At 30.7% G+C, this 17,440-nt stretch carries 14 protein-coding genes and 1 pseudogene; 6 read left to right on the plus strand and 9 right to left on the minus strand.

Annotated elements, in window-relative coordinates; translation table 11 throughout:
- Positions 1–8 precede the first annotated feature (8 nt).
- The 6 genes from ACEWL1_RS05435 to ettA all read left to right on the plus strand — a co-directional run bounded on the left by ACEWL1_RS05435 (position 9) and on the right by ettA (position 6,212).
- Complete coding sequence (locus ACEWL1_RS05435; protein ID WP_409232285.1) at positions 9–446, plus strand: MarR family winged helix-turn-helix transcriptional regulator; 438 nt, start codon at positions 9–11, stop codon at positions 444–446.
- Positions 447–453: 7 nt separating this feature from the next.
- Positions 454–1,326, plus strand: coding sequence for a pirin family protein (locus ACEWL1_RS05440; protein ID WP_409232286.1), 873 nt, complete (start codon positions 454–456; stop codon positions 1,324–1,326).
- A gap of 12 nt (positions 1,327–1,338) precedes the next feature.
- The gene (locus ACEWL1_RS05445) at positions 1,339–2,046 is read left to right on the plus strand and encodes a pirin family protein (protein WP_409232287.1); all 708 of its coding nucleotides are present in this window, start codon (positions 1,339–1,341) and stop codon (positions 2,044–2,046) included.
- A 118-nt stretch (positions 2,047–2,164) separates the two neighbouring features.
- Positions 2,165–4,189, plus strand: coding sequence for an oxidoreductase (locus ACEWL1_RS05450; RefSeq protein ID WP_409232288.1), 2,025 nt, complete (start codon positions 2,165–2,167; stop codon positions 4,187–4,189).
- 77 nt (positions 4,190–4,266) lie between these two features.
- Positions 4,267–4,449 (plus strand): CAL67264 family membrane protein, encoded by a 183-nt coding sequence (locus tag ACEWL1_RS05455; RefSeq protein ID WP_347174759.1) that lies wholly within the window; start codon positions 4,267–4,269, stop codon positions 4,447–4,449.
- A gap of 71 nt (positions 4,450–4,520) precedes the next feature.
- On the plus strand, positions 4,521–6,212 hold the full coding sequence (ettA, locus tag ACEWL1_RS05460; protein ID WP_409232289.1) for an energy-dependent translational throttle protein EttA: 1,692 nt from the start codon (positions 4,521–4,523) through the stop codon (positions 6,210–6,212).
- Positions 6,213–6,255: 43 nt separating this feature from the next.
- On the opposite strand, the gene ACEWL1_RS05465 is transcribed toward ettA, so the two are convergent.
- From ACEWL1_RS05465 to rplS, 9 genes and pseudogenes are all read right to left on the minus strand, one after another.
- Positions 6,256–7,017 (minus strand): hypothetical protein, encoded by a 762-nt coding sequence (locus ACEWL1_RS05465; RefSeq protein ID WP_409232290.1) that lies wholly within the window; start codon positions 7,015–7,017, stop codon positions 6,256–6,258.
- Between the two features lie 131 nt (positions 7,018–7,148).
- On the minus strand, positions 7,149–10,889 hold the full coding sequence (locus ACEWL1_RS05470) for a carboxypeptidase-like regulatory domain-containing protein (RefSeq protein ID WP_409232291.1): 3,741 nt from the start codon (positions 10,887–10,889) through the stop codon (positions 7,149–7,151).
- Positions 10,867–11,184, minus strand: a complete 318-nt coding sequence (locus ACEWL1_RS12275) for a DUF6695 family protein (RefSeq protein ID WP_457770725.1) — start codon at positions 11,182–11,184, stop codon at positions 10,867–10,869. Before ACEWL1_RS12275 ends, ACEWL1_RS05470 begins: the two co-directional genes overlap by 23 nt.
- A 156-nt stretch (positions 11,185–11,340) precedes the next feature.
- Positions 11,341–11,847, minus strand: a pseudogene (locus ACEWL1_RS12280) (DUF6695 family protein); the annotation flags it as partial.
- A 61-nt stretch (positions 11,848–11,908) separates the two neighbouring features.
- Positions 11,909–12,961, minus strand: coding sequence for an ATP-grasp domain-containing protein (locus ACEWL1_RS05480; RefSeq protein ID WP_409232292.1), 1,053 nt, complete (start codon positions 12,959–12,961; stop codon positions 11,909–11,911).
- A gap of 3 nt (positions 12,962–12,964) precedes the next feature.
- Positions 12,965–13,201, minus strand: coding sequence for a DUF6095 family protein (locus tag ACEWL1_RS05485; protein WP_409232293.1), 237 nt, complete (start codon positions 13,199–13,201; stop codon positions 12,965–12,967).
- Entirely contained in the window at positions 13,191–14,009 is an 819-nt protein-coding gene (gene murQ, locus ACEWL1_RS05490) for an N-acetylmuramic acid 6-phosphate etherase (RefSeq protein WP_409232294.1), read from the minus strand. Before murQ ends, ACEWL1_RS05485 begins: the two co-directional genes overlap by 11 nt.
- Before the next feature lie 67 nt (positions 14,010–14,076).
- Positions 14,077–16,302: an NADP-dependent isocitrate dehydrogenase gene (locus ACEWL1_RS05495; protein WP_409232295.1), complete on the minus strand. Its 2,226-nt coding sequence runs from the start codon at positions 16,300–16,302 to the stop codon at positions 14,077–14,079.
- 737 nt (positions 16,303–17,039) lie between these two features.
- Positions 17,040–17,390: a 50S ribosomal protein L19 gene (gene rplS / locus ACEWL1_RS05500; RefSeq protein ID WP_409232296.1), complete on the minus strand. Its 351-nt coding sequence runs from the start codon at positions 17,388–17,390 to the stop codon at positions 17,040–17,042.
- Positions 17,391–17,440 lie beyond the last annotated feature (50 nt).

Consider the following 17,440-nt stretch of genomic DNA (forward strand, 5'->3'; position numbering starts at 1 on the left):
AATATCTTATGGGAGACATTTCTAAAGACATCAATTCGAAATTTAAAAACAACAAAGTAAAAGCGCTCATCAACATAAAATATACTGCGAATTGGCTAAGTAGTAAAGAATCAGAATTCTTTAAACCATACGGAATTTCACCTCAGCAGTATAATATTTTAAGGATTTTAAGAGGAGCGGTAAAGCCAATTAAAGTTCAGTTGATAAAAGAAAGAATGATTGAGCGTGCTCCAAATGCTACTCGATTAATGGATAAATTGTGTGATAAGAATCTCATAGAAAGAGAACGTTGTGATCACGATAGAAGAGTAGTTTACATCAATATTTCTGATGCAGGATTGCAATTATTAACAAAAATTGATGACCAAAATAACATCAATTTTATGGACAATCTTACAGAAGAAGAAGCAAAAACGTTAAGTAATTTGCTAGATAAAATTAGATGAAAAAATAATGAAAACATATAAAAGTATTCAACACTTAGGAGAAAGTCCGTTGGTAAATATGGGGCCAATCCGTTTGAGACAACCAATTCCAACTGCAGATGTAGAAAATGTAGATCCGTTTCTTTTATTGCATCATTATGGGCCGTTTGCAATTAACGAGTTTAACAATCCATTTGATTTAGGACCGCATCCACACAGAGGATTTGAACCAATCACGTTGTTATTTCAAGGAGAACAATTGCACAGGGATTCTTTAGGAAATGAAAGTGTTGTAAAATCTGGAGATGTACAATGGACAACTGCAGGAAGTGGAATTATCCATGCTGAAGGTCCTACAAAAGAGTTTGTAAAAAAAGGGGGTGATTTAGAGGGAATTCAGTTGTGGTTAAATTTACCAGCAAAATATAAAATGATAACTCCAGCATATCAACATGTAAAAAGTGATGAAATTCCAGTTATTAAAGATACTTCGAAAAACATCCATTTAAAAATTGTTGCAGGAGAGCAAAGCGGAAAGTTTGGAAAAATAAAAACTCAAACTTCGGTTAATGTATTTATGATTGAAGCAACTGGAAAAGGGGAATTAGAAATTGAGATTCCAGAAACACACCAAAGTTGTGTGTATTTGTTGGGTGGAGAAGTACAAGTAAATAATACAACAACTTTAGCTAAAGGAAAAAACCAACTAGCAGTTTTTAATACAGACGGAAATACAATTAAAATAATAACAACAATAAAAGAGAGCAAACTAATTGTTATTTCAGGAGAACCTATTAAAGAAAAAGTAGCTCAATACGGACCATATGTTATGAATACCCAGACGGAAATTTTAGAAGCAATGCGTGATTTTCAGCAAGGAAAAATGGGATATTTATATTAAAATAAAGGAAAAATGAAAAAAATAATTCACAAATCAGCAACAAGAGGTGTTGCAAATCATGGTTGGTTAACATCACACCATACGTTTAGTTTTGCAGGATATCAAAATCACGAAAGAATGAATTTTGGGATGTTACGTGTTTTAAATGATGATATTGTGCAACCTAAAATGGGTTTTGGTACGCATCCACATAAAAATATGGAAATTATTTCTATTCCGATTTCGGGAGCTTTGTCACATAAAGATAATATGGATAATAAACGTTCTATAGAAGTAGGAGAAGTGCAAGTGATGAGTGCAGGAATAGGTGTAACACATTCAGAATTTAACGATAGTACAACGAACGAAGTTAATTTTTTGCAATTATGGATTATTCCAGAAACAGAAAATAGCACGCCATATTATGATCAAAAAACTTTTGATGAAAATGGAAGACACAACAAATTTCAAACGTTGGTTTCTCCAAAAAGCAATCAAGTAAAAGGATCTTTGCCGATACATCAGCAAGCATATATTTCTATGATAGATTTAGAGGCTAATTTTACAACGGAGTACCAACTTAAAAATGGGGCTTATTTTTTTTTAATAGAAGGAGAGATTTTAATTGCTGATGAAAAATTACAAAAAAGAGATGCCATTGGGATTTCTGAAATAGAAAAGGTTGTTATTAAGGCAAATCAACAAAGTAAATTATTGGTGATAGATGTTCCTATGAGTTAATTTATAAAATCTATTTTTTAGAAAAGCCAAAGAATCAAATTCTTTGGCTTTTTCTTTTCAAAAAATAAACATATCTTGCAAAGTATTATGCATGCATAATAAATTTAATCCCGAAATTATGAAATACAAGCACATTTTTGAACCCTTAGATTTAGGTTTTACAACGTTAAAAAATAGAATTTTAATGGGTTCTATGCATACTGGTTTAGAAGAAGAAAAAAACGGTTTGGAAAGAATTGCTGCATATTATGGAGAACGCGCAAAAGGTGGAGTTGGACTAATTGTAACCGGAGGAATTGCTCCGAACAGACAAGGTTGGACGGCACCTTTTTCTGCAAGAATGACAACTAAAAAGCATGCAGAAAGTCACAAGATAATTACGGAAGAAGTTCATAAATATGGGGGAAAGATTTGTATGCAAATTTTACACTCTGGGCGTTATGGGTACCATCCATTTAGTGTAGCTCCATCAAATATTAAATCGCCAATTACTCCTTTTAAACCTTTTCAATTAACAGAATCCGGGATAAAAAGAACCATAAAAGACTTTGTGAATAGCGCAAAGTTGTCAAAAATTGCTGGTTATGATGGCGTAGAAATTATGGGTTCTGAAGGATATTTAATCAATCAGTTTATTGCCAAAAGAACCAATAAACGCATGGATAAATGGGGTGGAGTTTATGAAAACAGAATGCGTTTGCCAATTGAATTGGTAAAACAAACTAGAACCGCAGTTGGTAAAGATTATATCATCATTTTTAGACTTTCTATGTTGGATTTGGTAGAAAATGGAAGTGATTGGGAAGAAATTGTTCAATTAGCAAAAGAAATTGAAAAAGCAGGAGCAACCATTATCAATACAGGAATCGGTTGGCACGAAGCTAGGATTCCGACAATTGCAACTTCGGTTCCAAGAGCAGCCTTTACTTGGGTTACTAAAAAAATGAAAAAGGAAGTTGCAATTCCTTTAGTAACTACAAATAGAATAAATATGCCAGAAACGGCAGAAGAAGTGTTGGCAAATGGCGATGCAGATATGATTTCAATGGCGCGCCCTTTTTTGGCTGATCCAGAATGGGTAAACAAGGCAGCACAAGAAAGAGATGATGAAATAAATACATGTATTGGCTGTAATCAAGCGTGTTTAGACCATGTTTTTGAACAAAAAGTTGCAAGTTGTTTGGTAAACCCGAGAGCTTGTCATGAAACCGAATTGAATTATAATCCGACAGAAAATAAAAAGAAAATTGCTATTGTTGGTGCTGGTCCAGCTGGATTAGCAGCTGCATCTGTTGCGGCTCAAAGAGGTCATCAAGTTATTTTGTTTGATGCTGATGCTGAAATTGGTGGACAGTTTAATATTGCGAAACAAATTCCTGGAAAAGAGGAGTTTTATGAAACCATTCGCTATTTTAAAAAGCAGTTAGAGTTGCATCATGTTACTGTAAAATTAAATACTAGAGTTTCTGCGGATGACTTGATAAAAGAGAATTTTGATGAAATTGTTTTAGCAACAGGAATAAAACCTAGAATGCCAAACATTGTAGGAATTGAGAATAAAAAAGTATTGAATTACTTAGATGTTTTAAAATATAAAAAACCAGTCGGAAAACGTGTAGCTGTTATTGGAGCTGGCGGAATTGGTTTTGATGTTTCAGAATATTTAGCACACGAAGGTGAAAGTACTTCTCTAAATATTGATGCTTGGTTAAAAGAATGGGGAATCGATAAAACCTTAACTGCAAGAAGCGGAATTGAAGGTGTTGAGTCAAAAATTGATCCATCACCTAGAGAAATTTTTATGCTAAAAAGAAGCAAAGGAAAATTTGGTGGAAACTTAGGGAAAACTACTGGCTGGATTCATCGCTCTACATTAAAAAAGAAAAATGTACAATTTATCAATAGAGTAGAATATACAAAAATTGATGATGTTGGTTTGCATTATATACAAAATGAGGAAGCTAAAATCTTAGAGGTTGATTCGATTGTAATTTGTGCTGGTCAGTTACCGTTTAAAGAATTGCTTTCTCCGTTAGAAGAAGCAAATGTAAAAGTGCATGTAATTGGCGGAGCAGATGTTGCAGCAGAATTAGACGCAAAAAGAGCTATTAACCAGGGATGTAGATTGGCGGCAGAAATCTAAAACTCATTCATTTCTAACTATTTTTATCCACAAATAATTACGATATTTGCTTTTCAACTATTAAAAACAGAACGATTATGGCAATGAACAAAAATACCGTATTAGCGTGGGCTACATTTATTATGATTCTTGTAGGCTTAGGCTTAATTGCTCTTGGAGCTTTTAGATATGATGATGTCGCAGGTTGGGGTTTTGCTGCAGTTGGAGTTGGTTTCTTTGCAGTAGCATGGGTATTTAATGCTTTAAAAGGAAGAGTGTAAATTAAGTTTACAGTTTTTAGTAGCAGTTTTTAGCTACAATTTCAAAATAATAATTTCTCAAAAATATAAAAATGTCAGACGATAAGAAAGTCATCTTTTCGATGAATAAGGTTTCTAAAACCTATCAAAGTACAAACAAACAAGTTTTAAAAGATATTTACTTAAGTTTCTTTTACGGAGCCAAAATCGGAATTCTAGGTTTAAACGGATCTGGTAAATCAACTTTATTAAGAATAATTGCTGGTAAAGAAAAAAACTATCAAGGTGATGTTGTTTTTTCTCCTGGTTATAATGTGGGTTATTTAGAACAAGAACCAGCATTAGACGAAACAAAAACGGTCATAGAAATTGTAAAAGAAGGCGTTGCAGAAACCGTTGCAATTTTAGACGAGTACAATAAAATTAACGACATGTTTGGTTTAGAAGAAGTATATTCTGATCCAGATAAAATGGAAAAGTTAATGAATCAACAAGCAGAATTGCAAGATAAAATTGATGCATCAAACGCTTGGGAATTAGATACAAAACTAGAAATTGCAATGGATGCGTTGCGTACGCCAGAACCAGATAAATTAATTTCTGTTTTGTCTGGAGGAGAAAGACGTAGAGTTGCTTTATGTAGACTATTATTACAAGAACCAGAAATTTTATTATTGGATGAGCCAACCAACCACTTGGATGCAGAATCTGTGCATTGGTTAGAGCATCATTTAGCACAATACAAAGGAACTGTAATTGCCGTAACGCACGATAGATATTTCTTGGATAATGTTGCTGGTTGGATTTTAGAATTGGATAGAGGAGAAGGAATTCCTTGGAAAGGAAATTATTCTTCTTGGTTAGATCAAAAATCAAAACGTTTAGCACAAGAAAGTAAAACAGCATCTAAACGTCAAAAAACGTTAGAACGAGAATTAGATTGGGTTCGTCAAGGAGCTAAAGGACGTCAAACAAAGCAAAAAGCGCGTTTGAAGAATTACGACAAGTTGATGAGTCAAGATCAAAAACAAATGGACGAAAAGTTGGAAATTTACATTCCAAATGGTCCACGTTTAGGTACAAATGTGATAGAAGCAACTGGAGTTTCTAAAGCGTATGGAGATAAATTATTATACGAAAATTTAGAATTTAATTTACCGCAAGCTGGAATAGTTGGAATTATTGGTCCGAATGGAGCAGGGAAAACAACCATTTTTAAAATGATTATGGGCGAAGAAACTCCTGATAAAGGAAGTTTTAAAGTTGGAGAAACTGCGAAGATTGCTTACGTAGATCAAAGTCATTCTAATATAGATGCTGATAAATCAATTTGGGAAAACTTTTCTGACGGACAAGAATTGGTGATGATGGGAGGAAAGCAAGTAAATTCTAGAGCTTATTTAAGCCGATTTAATTTTGCTGGAAGCGAACAAAACAAGAAAGTTTCAATGCTTTCTGGTGGAGAACGAAATAGATTGCATTTAGCAATGACGTTGAAAGAAGAAGGAAACGTTCTTTTATTGGATGAACCAACAAATGATTTGGATGTAAATACACTTAGAGCATTAGAAGAAGGTTTAGAAAATTTTGCTGGTTGTGCTGTTGTAATTAGTCACGATAGATGGTTTTTAGATAGAGTTTGTACTCATATCTTAGCTTTTGAAGGCGATAGTCAAGTGTATTTCTTTGAAGGTTCTTTCACCGATTACGAAGAGAATAAAAAGAAACGTTTGGGCGGAGATCTAATTCCGAAACGTATTAAGTATAAAAAATTGATTCGTTAATACATAAAAAATCCCGCTAATAGCGGGGTTTTTTTTGCGATGTTTAACTCCTTCTTTTTTCATACACTTTATTACCTTTCTTTTTCGTAGTTTCTTTTTTTACTCTTTTATTGCTTTTATTGGGAACTACTTTTCTTTTTGTATTTACTGTGTTTTTTCTAGTAGTTACAGTAGCTTTTCTTCTTTTAATAATTTTATTTCCCTGATCAACCTTAGTATTTGGATTTGCTTTATAATAGTAGTAGTTTTTATCTTCTCTATATTTCTTATAGTTGTTGTTAAAACTTCTATTATAGAAAAATCGATCATTATAACTAAAAATTGGACCAATGTTTATTGAAATATGAAAATCAGAATCGTAATTAGAATATCTGTTTACATTTCCATAAAAATAAGGTTCGCCCCATTTATTATAAGAAATTTTTAAATCGCCAATACGTCTTAATAATCCTCTTTTGTAATACAGTTTAATATTACCTATTTTAGTAACATTTCCTCTGTAATCATAGCGAATGTAGTTTCTTCCAATTCGTTTTATTCTACCTCTATAATCTCTATCAATTCTAAGTGAATTATTACCGTAAGTTCTACCGTTGTAGTTATGGTAGTTAGAATTTCTGGTTAAGCTATTAAATTCAAATTCACCGTTTAAAAATACATGAAATTGAATTCCTTTTTCAATAAAAGTTACCGCTTCATCATATCGATTTGTATGAATAGTTTTTTTAGCTGATGCATTAAAGTCGTTTGATTGTACAGTAACAAAAGACAATAATCCTAACAATAATAGTAATCCTCTTTTCATAATTTCTAGGTATTTAATTGTGCCTACTCTTTTCGGTTTTCAGCTTCCTCGTTGATTGATATTTTTCAAAGAACGTGCCAAAAAATAAAAAGTGAGAATTAGAAGGTGTAATTACATTGAAGTTTGTGTTTTTATTTTTCTTCTAAAGTTTTGATTAAAACACCAGGATTTCCATATTTTGATAAGCCTTCAATTGTAATTTGAAGATTCTTAACCTCTTTAGGTTTGTCAAAATAAATAGTTGCTTTTCCGTCTTTATCAGTAAATAAAATTGGATTCCAATAGAGTGTAGTTTTAAATTCGTTATAAGATTTTACGTCTGATTTTGCATCAAATTTTGGGGTGTAAAATTCGGTATATTTAGAATGTCCGTTGATAATTGCCTTTGGAGCAAAATCAATTTTAGAATTTTTTAATTTAGCTGTTTTGGTTTTAAATATAATAATTCCATTTACGCCCCTTGGCCCGTAAATAGCAGTACTTATTACGCTTTTTAAGATTTCAATTTTTTCAATATTTGCAAAATCCATGTTGTAAGGTAATTCTAAAACTTCCATTCCATCTATAATCCATAAAGCTGGTTTTGGATTTCTTCTAATATGAATTCTGTTTTGAATATATTCTAATCCAGGAATATCTGCTAAAACATCAAGTAAATGTTCACCATGGCTCATTTTTTCAGTTAAAATTGTATGATCTGGTACCATATTGTATCCAGACATATTATCCCTGTCGTAATTAGTAATGTTTTTCTTTTCATACTTTTTTGTACTCTTAATTTTTACTTCTTTTAATAATGTTGCGTTTTTATTAATCGAGTCATTTATCAAGTTTAAAGAAGTAAGTTTAGAGTATTTTACATCATTTTCTGAAGGCTCTTTTGTGAAACTTCTAAAGTTACTTGGTAAATTTTTTGTTGATTTTGTTGTGTTTAAAACTACATCAATTTCTATTAATTTACCATCATTTCCAATCTCGTTGAAGTTGATTTTAGTTTCTCCAACATTGTTGAAATTTTCAATAGTAAACTCCCCTTTATCATTTGTTGTAGCTGTATAGGTTGCATATTCATTTTCGCTTAGAGCAACCATTTTTATTTTTTTAAAAAGTAAAATGTTACCTGATTTTTTAGCAACTCCAGAAATTTTAATTCCTTGTTCAAAAGGGTGTTTATTAAGCTTTACTAATGCGTCATTTTTAATTTTTTTCCAATTAATGTTTCTCCAACCATGCGTTAACATTACCAATTCTAAACGATATCTTGTTGCTCTATTACTTTTGTTAAAAAACAAAGCAGGATTTTCTACATATCCTTTTAAATCTGATTCAAATAAAAGTTGTGTTAAAATATTTGTGCTGTTTTCTTTTCTGTTAAACTTATCTGCATCAGTTACAGAAATCGAAACTCCAGTAGAAACAGGCCAATTTCTATCATCTTTCATATCAATATCTACTTTTATTTTATTGTTTAATATTGGTTTAGAATTATCAATAGTTGCAGTAATATTTAATTCGTTATTATTGTTTACAAACACAGCTCTTTCTGCCATAGGAATTCCTTCTTCACTAAACAAAGTCAATTTAAAAATACCAGTAGGTAATTTGTTTTTAGGTATTTCAAAATCCACTAATAATTTACCGCCAAACTCAAACTTTCCTTGATAATATTTTTCATTATGGATATGTCCAACAACATAAAACTTTTTACCTCTTAAATTTTCTGTAGCCTGTACTTTTACTTTAATGTTTTTAGGATTGATATTACTTACAAGCATTTTATAACCAATACTTTGGGTTTTTGGAAGCTTAAATTTTAAATCATTATTTACAATTGCAGTATACGTTTCACCAAGTTTTGGATTAAAATTAAATACGCCAGCGCCATTTTCAATTGATTTTATATTGGATATAAAATTATTGTTAGAATCTACTATTTTACCTTTTACTTCTTTTCCTAATCCGTCAATGCCAATTGCTTTAAAAGCAACTCTTCCGTTTATTTCAGCAATTATTGAACCGCCTTCTGGAAAAAATTGCAAATCGATATTTGTATTATTTAAAGGTGTTTTTGTAGTGTTTTTAGAAACTATTTTAATTGTTTTTGTAAAGAAAAAAGCTTCATCAAAATTTTGCATCCATTTTGTGTATGCTCTTATTTGATAATCGCCAGAAACACTATTTTTCGGAGTTTTTAAACTTCCTTTTCCCCGACCTTCTTCTAACGGAATTGTTTGATTTTGAATAATTTCTCCTTTCGGATTGATTAAATCAATATATAAAACTTTGCTTGCAAAAGAATAATGATGTTTTGTGCCTAAAGTAACGTAAGCACTAAACCAAAGATTTTCATTCTCGGTTAATAAATCTTTGTCGGTGTGTAAATAGACTTTTTCAACCGGTTTGTATGAATTGTAATTAAGAATATTTTTTTCTATTTCTTGTATAAAAATATCATCAGAAATATTAGATTGTGTCAACGAAATTTGGTCTCTTGTATTAAAGAAAATTGATTCAAATGAACTGTTTCTTTCAAAAGAATTGATAACTTCTTCTTCAATTGGAGTTCTTTTTACAATTGCATTTTCTCTCCAAAATTCTTGGTTGTAACCAATTGTATTTAGTTTTTGCCAATCACTTTCGTTATTACCAAACTGTCTTCCAAGTCGCTTTCTTGAATCAGGCGAATAATGCTCAAAAAACGAAAGTGTAGAAGTTGATGTTACTTGTGTTTTTAAGCTGTCATTTCTGTAATAATCAAACTTTTGATCTACTTTCATATAATCCATTACCAAATCAAAAACACTATCTTTTTTAAACGCCATTTCATAAGTAAGAACATATTTCTTTTTCTCGGCATTTTCGTCTTTAAAATTTACTGCTTTAAAATCATCATTTTCTAACGTTGCAGTTAATTTTAAAAGTTCGTTAGTTTCTATGTTTATATAAGCTTCAGCTTTTAAAATGGGTGTTTTTATTTTTGAAAATGGATCAAAACTAACAACTGCAATTTGGCCATTTTTTGTTTTGATTTTTTGAATGACTTTTACATTGTAAAAATGATCAATATTATCTCTCAACGGGAAAATTAAATCTTCAGAATTTTGCTGAAATGACTTTAAAATTCGTGATAATAAGGTGTAGTTTCTGTTGTTTACTGTTCCGCCTTTTAGTGCGTATCTTCCTTCTAAAATATCCCAATCGTCAATGCCTTCAGTAGAATATTTAATGTCATAAATAATTTCAGAAAACTCAGAATATTCATCTCCATTTTTAGAATTTTGTCTGTAATATGCTTTTCCGTATTTTTTATTTCTTGCATATACATCTGCTCTTCGAAACGCTTTTTTAGCTAGTTCGTATGCATAAAAATCTTTTTTATTTGATATGATAACTTCTTCTAACTCGTGAACAAATGGAGTTAATTGAATAACAAGGTTCTTATTTGAAGTTATATGTATAGTTTGTTCATCATAATTTAGGTGCGTAAAAATTAGTTTAGCAGGTAAAGTATCAACTTTAATTTCAAATTCCCCTAACTCGTTACTTGATGTTCCGGTAAAAGTTCCATCAATTACAATACTACAAAACGGAATGGCTTTTCCAGTGTTTTTATCAATAACTTTACCTTGAATTGTAAAGTTATTTATTGAGGTTTGAAATGTTGAAAACGAAGTATTTGAATTTTCATAGCTATGAAAATTAATTGTATAAAAAGTTAATAAACAGCTTAGTATGAGTTTAAAAAATAAATAGTTGCTATTTTTCATAATTACATTCCTTCTTAGTTCTAAGTTACAAAAAAATAACGATTGGTTAAAAAATGTATCTGAATTAGAATCTGGAATTATTTTATTTAAAAGTGTAGATTTCATCATTTTGCTTAACAATGACTTCTTTACAGTTTGTTGGATGAACAAACAAGTGTTCTTTTTGATGGTTAAAACATGATTTATTTACTGTAAATATTGATTCAAAGTCTTTATTTCCTCTATAACAATATCTTACAATTCTATAATAATTGTCATTGAGTTTATTTTCAATTTTAAACCAAGCGCCACTTCCAATTCCAGGCAGCCAAGTGGCGTTACTTAGATTAAATTTTTCTATATCGGGAAATTCAGTTCCAATTAAATTCAACTCATTTTCGAATTTATTAAAGAACGTCATTCTGTATTCTTTTAAAATAGACCTGTTTTTATATTCTTTAATTATTTGATTTTTTATGGTAAAAACGGTTTCTTGAGTTTTTCCTTTTAAAGTGTTTCCTATTGGACTTGGAGTAAGTATATATGAACTTTTTAACTTTAGAATAATATTCTTTTTTGTACAAGAGTTAATAATTGTATCCGTTACAAACCTTGCACAATTACTTCCCTTTTTTACAAAAGCACCATAAGGAAGTTCTTTTTTACTAATTAAATTTTGAATGAAATTTAGAGCTTTATTGTAATTAATTTTATCATTTGTACTTGCTACTAATCTACCATTTCCGTGTGTTTTTTCGGGATGTTTTTCTATCCATAATAAAATCTCTTTTAAGTTAATTAATTTGTAGTTTTTAAATTTAGCATCGATTGGAATGTTAATTTCTGGATCTGTCTCTGCAGATCTTACACGTCCTTTTCCATAAGAAGTTATATACCTCCCAAAATCAAAATAATTAATTTTAGAATCATTTTTTTTAATGAGTAAAAGAGCAGAATGACCAGCTTTAATTGCATGCTTATTCCCAATGCCAATTTTTGGCCAGATTTTACTTGTAGACTCCCAATAAGCAGGTCTAACTATTGTGTCAGGAAAAGATAATATAATTATGATTGCATCTTCGATAGCTCTTGTTTTTTTGTCTCAATGGATTAATATACAAAAATTGAAATATATTTTATTAGGATTAATGTTTATTGAGTCTTTTAATGCTTTTAGTATATTTATTCAACTCTTTCACATCCTTTAATAAACCAATTGTAGAGCGATAAGGAATTTTATTTTTATCGTGATTTATTCTAGCAATTTTATACAATTCTTTCCAGTGTATTCGCATTTCTTTTAATGCTTTTAAGTAATTTGTTTTACTGGCATCATAAATATGAGTGGGCTCTGCTAAAATTCCGTTGAGTTCTAAAATTTTAAACTTACCGTTTTCCAACTCTTCAAAAGTATTGTATTTAATATCAATCCTTCCATAAAACCAACCATCAATTTGCTTGTTTAATTTGGTAATTGTTGCTTCTAGTTTTTTAGAAATTAAGTAATTACCATTTATAAACTGAGTTCCTTTTGAGTGGTTTCCAATATCAGAAAGTTGTACTTTTTCATCCTTTTTGATAATTGTGTTTAACGGAATTGTTGCGTTATTTTTAATGATTTCAACATAATTTTTTGCACGTTCGTCAGATAAAACAAGTTCTTCTAAAGTTTGTTTTCCATCACCAATAATATGCAGAAAATCTTTTAATGTAATGGATGTGATTTTTCCGTTTTGACTGTCAGGGAAACGAAGGTAAAAAATGCCACACTCTTTTTTTTCAGTTAAAAATTCCTGAATTAAAATATCGATGGGATATTTTTTAAGATAGTTTTTAAGTTCACTTTCTGATGCAATTTTTTTTACTAACAAACCTCTAAAACCAATATCTGGTTTTGCAATTAATGGATAAGAAATGTTTAGTGCTTTAATTTTTTTAATAGATTCAGAAATGTCAGAATTTGCTTCATGAAAAAGGGTTGCAGGCAAATATTCTTTCGGAATTAATTGCATGGTTTTGTACTTAGATTCTGTGCCAATTCCAGAATTCTCTATCGCAGGATTAACAGCCGTGTAAAAAACCAAGTTTTTTGCCTTTATTGCATGGTAAAAAGCAAAAGGAATATTTGGAATATAAAACATTGAAGTTGGCCAATATTCCCAATTAAGTAATCTTTGTATGTTTCTTTTAGAGTTCAATTCTTATTTGTTAAACAATCCGTCTAAAAAGGTTTTAATTGTTTTAAAAGCTAAAATAAATGTAGTAATTGATAAGACTATAGCAACTGCTAAAATTAAATAGGCAATCCACATGGAGTCTTCCATTTTATTCAATGCTTTAAAGCCAATATTTAAAGTAATTGGAGAGATAATTAAAAGTGAAATCAACACTAATAGTTGTTTGATTCCTTTGCTTAATAAATCTGTGTTAATTGCCATTGTTGTAGTTTAAAATTGCATTTCTAACGTTCTTATATTTTTCTAACAAAATAGCTGCCGCTTCTTTGTCTATTTTTAATTCGTTTGCTAACATTTCAATTCCTCTATTTACCAATTTATCGTTAGATAATTGCATGTCAATCATTTTATTTCCTTTTACTTTTCCTAGTAAAATCATGGTTGACGTTGTGAGCATATTCAATACCATTTTTTGTGCTGTTCCAGCTTTCATTCTAGAACTTCCGGTTACAAATTCTGGACCAACAACAACTTCAATCGGATATTTAGAAACTTTAGATAACGGACTGTTTTTATTACAAGTAATACAACCTGTAATAATGTTTTGTTTATTACAAGTTTCTAATGCTGCAACTACATAAGGTGTTGTTCCTGAAGCTGCAATTCCGATTACAACATCTTTTTCTGAGACATTGTATTGTTGTAAATCAATCCAACCTTGAGTCGTAGAATCTTCCGCGTTTTCTACAGCTTTTCTAATGGCGATATCTCCACCAGCAATTAAACCAACAACCAATTCATGTGGAACGCCAAATGTTGGCGGACATTCAGATGCGTCTAAAATTCCTAATCGTCCACTTGTTCCTGCGCCTAAATAAAATAATCTGCCACCGTTCTTAAGTTTTTCTACTAGCACTTCGGTTAAAGCAGTTATCTGTGGAATTGCTTTTTCTACAGCAAAAGCAACCGTTTTATCTTCATTATTGATATTGTTTATCAATGTTGAAGCATTCATTTTTTCTAAATGATTGTACTTAGAATCTTGTTCTGTAGTTTTCGTAAAACTCATAAAATCAAAAATAACTAAAAAAGGCGATGTATAAATTACATCGCCTTTAAATAATCTATTTATTTTTTTAAAACTTGGCTAAAATTGCGTTTAATGTATCGCTTGGTCTCATTTCTTTCGAAGTTAATTCTTCACTCGGATAATAATAACCCTTAATATCTAAAGCATGTCCTTGAGCAGCGTTTAATTCGCTAATAATTGTGTTTTCGTTAATTTTTAGCTCATTTGCAATCGCCATAAATCTATTTTTAAGTGCACTGTTTTTATCTTGATTTGCCAAAGCTTCTGCCCAATAGGTTGCTAAATAAAAATGCGATCCTCTATTGTCTAACTCACCAACTTTACGAGAAGGTGATTTTTTATTATCTAAAAATTTATCGGTAGCGTCATCTAAAGTTTCTGCTAAAACCAAGGCTTCTTCATTGTTATTAGTATTCCCTAAGTGCTCTAAAGAAACTGCTAACGCTAAAAATTCTCCTAAAGAATCCCAACGCAAATGCCCTTCTTCTAAAAATTGTTGCACGTGTTTTGGAGCAGAACCACCAGCACCAGTTTCAAACAATCCACCGCCATTCATTAACGGAACAATCGATAGCATTTTAGCAGAAGTTCCTAATTCTAAAATCGGAAATAAATCTGTTAAATAATCACGCAATACATTTCCAGAAACAGAAATGGTATCTTTTCCTTCTTTGACTCTTTTTAGCGTAAATTCTGTTGCTTCAAATGGGGCTAAAATTTGAATGTCTAATCCAGTTGTATCATAATTTGGCAAATACATATTTATCTTTTTGATAATTTCTGCATCGTGTGCTCTGTTTTTATCTAACCAAAAAATTGTTGGAGTATTTGTTGCTTTTGCTCTATTTACAGCCAATTTAATCCAATCTTGAATTGGAGCATCTTTTACTTGGCACATTCTCCAAATATCTCCAGCTTCTACTTTGTGCTCTGTTATAGTTTTTCCTTCAGAATTTACCACACGGACAATTCCGTTTGATTGAATTTCAAATGTTTTGTCATGAGAACCATATTCTTCTGCTTTTTGTGCCATCAAACCAACGTTAGAAACAGTTCCCATTGTTGTTGGGTCAAAAGCGCCGTTTTCTTTACAAAAATCGATTGTTGCTTGATAAATTCCTGCGTAAGAACTGTCTGGAATTACAGCTTTTGTATCTTGTTGTTTACCTGCTGCGTTCCACATTTGACCAGATGTGCGTATCATTGCTGGCATTGAAGCATCAATAATAACATCACTTGGCACATGCAAATTGGTAATTCCTTTGTCAGAATTTACCATTGCAACGGCAGGATTATTTTTAAAAGCAGTTTCAATTTCTGCTTCAATTTCTGCTTTTTTATTTGCAGGTAACTCGTCTAAATTACTGATTAAATTACCAAATCCGTTATTTACATCAACTCCAATTTTAGTAAAAGTTTCTCCGTGTTTTTTAAACAATTCTTTAAAGAAAACACGAACTCCATGTCCAAAAATAATTGGGTCAGAAACTTTCATCATGGTTGCTTTCATGTGTAAAGAAAACAACACGTCTTTTTCTTTAGCGTCATTTATTTCTGTTTCTAAGAAATTTAACAATGCTTTTTTACTCATTACTGTTGCGTCAATAATTTCGCCCGCTAAAAGTGGAGTAGAAGCTTTTAAAACCGTACTATTTCCGTTGGTATCTACGTGCTCTATTTTTACATCAGTAGCATTTGTAATAGTTACAGATTTTTCATTGTGAAAAAAATCTCCTTCACTCATTGTTGCAACATGCGTTTTAGAATCTGAACTCCATGCTCCCATAGAATGCGGATTTTTCTTTGCGTAATTTTTTACTGCTTTAGGTGCTCTTCTGTCAGAGTTTCCTTCACGTAAAACTGGGTTAACAGCAGATCCTTTCACTTTATTATAGCAAGCCATTACTTTTTTATCTTCTTCTGTAACAACTTCATCTGGGTAATTTGGAATGGCAAAACCGCTATCCTGTAATTCTTTTATTGCTGCTTTTAACTGCGGAACAGAAGCGCTAATATTTGGTAATTTAATAATGTTTGCTTCTGGGGTTTTCGCTAAATCTCCTAATTCTGCTAAAGCATCATTTACTTTTTGATCTTCTGTTAAATATTCTGATAAATTTGCCAATATCCTTGCTGCTAAAGAAATATCTTTTGTTGCTATCTCTATTCCGGAAGCTTTTGTAAATGCTTGTACTATAGGTAAAAATGAATAGGTTGCTAAAGCTGGTGCTTCATCAGTTTTAGTATAAATTATTTTAGCAGTTTTTGTCATTGCTTGGGTTTTTTATAATTGAATTTAAGTGCTACAAATTTAGTGATTATAGATGAGAAAAATTCTATCAAATTATTAATAATACACTAGTATAAATATGAATTTAATAAAAGAAATACGCTAAAAACAGAATTTGTTATTAATAATAAAAGCCATATCCAACAATTGCTTGTTATGATATGGCTTCTTTGAAATACTTTCCGTTAATTCTGTTGTATTCCTACAACGCTTTACAAGTAGTTCTTCAGCTTGTGAAAAACTATGCCTCAATAAAAAATTAACTTCTTTTATTTCAGTTGTTGAATTGTCTAGCTTCATCTACACATTTTGTATATATGTTACCAATATTGACAACTCGATGTGTTTTTCAAATTTAAAGAAATTGCTGCTTTCGCTTTAATTCTGAACTTTCGTTGGTTTTCTTTTTACAGAGAACTTCCCTCGAGCTCTAAAAATGAATTATCATTGCTGTAAATCATTTTTACTTTGTGTATGAAAAACGATGATAAAGAACGTTACTTTATTGTTTCTCGAAATAAGACTATGCTTATTCTTGCGATTATTTATAACTTTATTTCGTATCAACAATTCAAATATAGGAGACATCTTTATAAAAACAAAATTTTCAACTATTTAGTAATCAACAAGATATAAACATGTTTTATAAACATTTGTTCATTAAAAAAAGCGTTGTGAAAATCACAACGCTTTTTTTATATGGTTTTGGTAAAAGAAAATTATCTTCTTTTCTCAGTAATTCTTGCTTTTTTACCAGTAAGTCCTCTAAAGTAAAAGATACGAGCTCTTCTAACTTTTCCTCTTTTGTTTACTTCAATTTTTTGAATTGATGGTAAATTTACAGGAAAAATACGCTCAACACCAACTGTTCCAGACATTTTTCTAATTGTAAAAGTTTCTGATAAACCAGTTCCTTTACGTTGAATTACAACTCCTCTAAAAAACTGAGTTCTAACTTTGTCTCCTTCTCTAATTTCGTAATATACTGTAATAGTATCACCAGCTGCAAATTCTGGGTTTTCGTTTTTTGTTACAAACTCGTCTTGTACAAATTTTATTAAAGATTCCATTTTTATTTTATTTATGGTTTTTCAAGAACCAACTTACACGATTTCTTCGT

Source organism: Polaribacter gochangensis, from assembly GCF_046224025.1.
Classification (GTDB): Bacteria; Bacteroidota; Bacteroidia; order Flavobacteriales; family Flavobacteriaceae; genus Polaribacter; species Polaribacter gochangensis.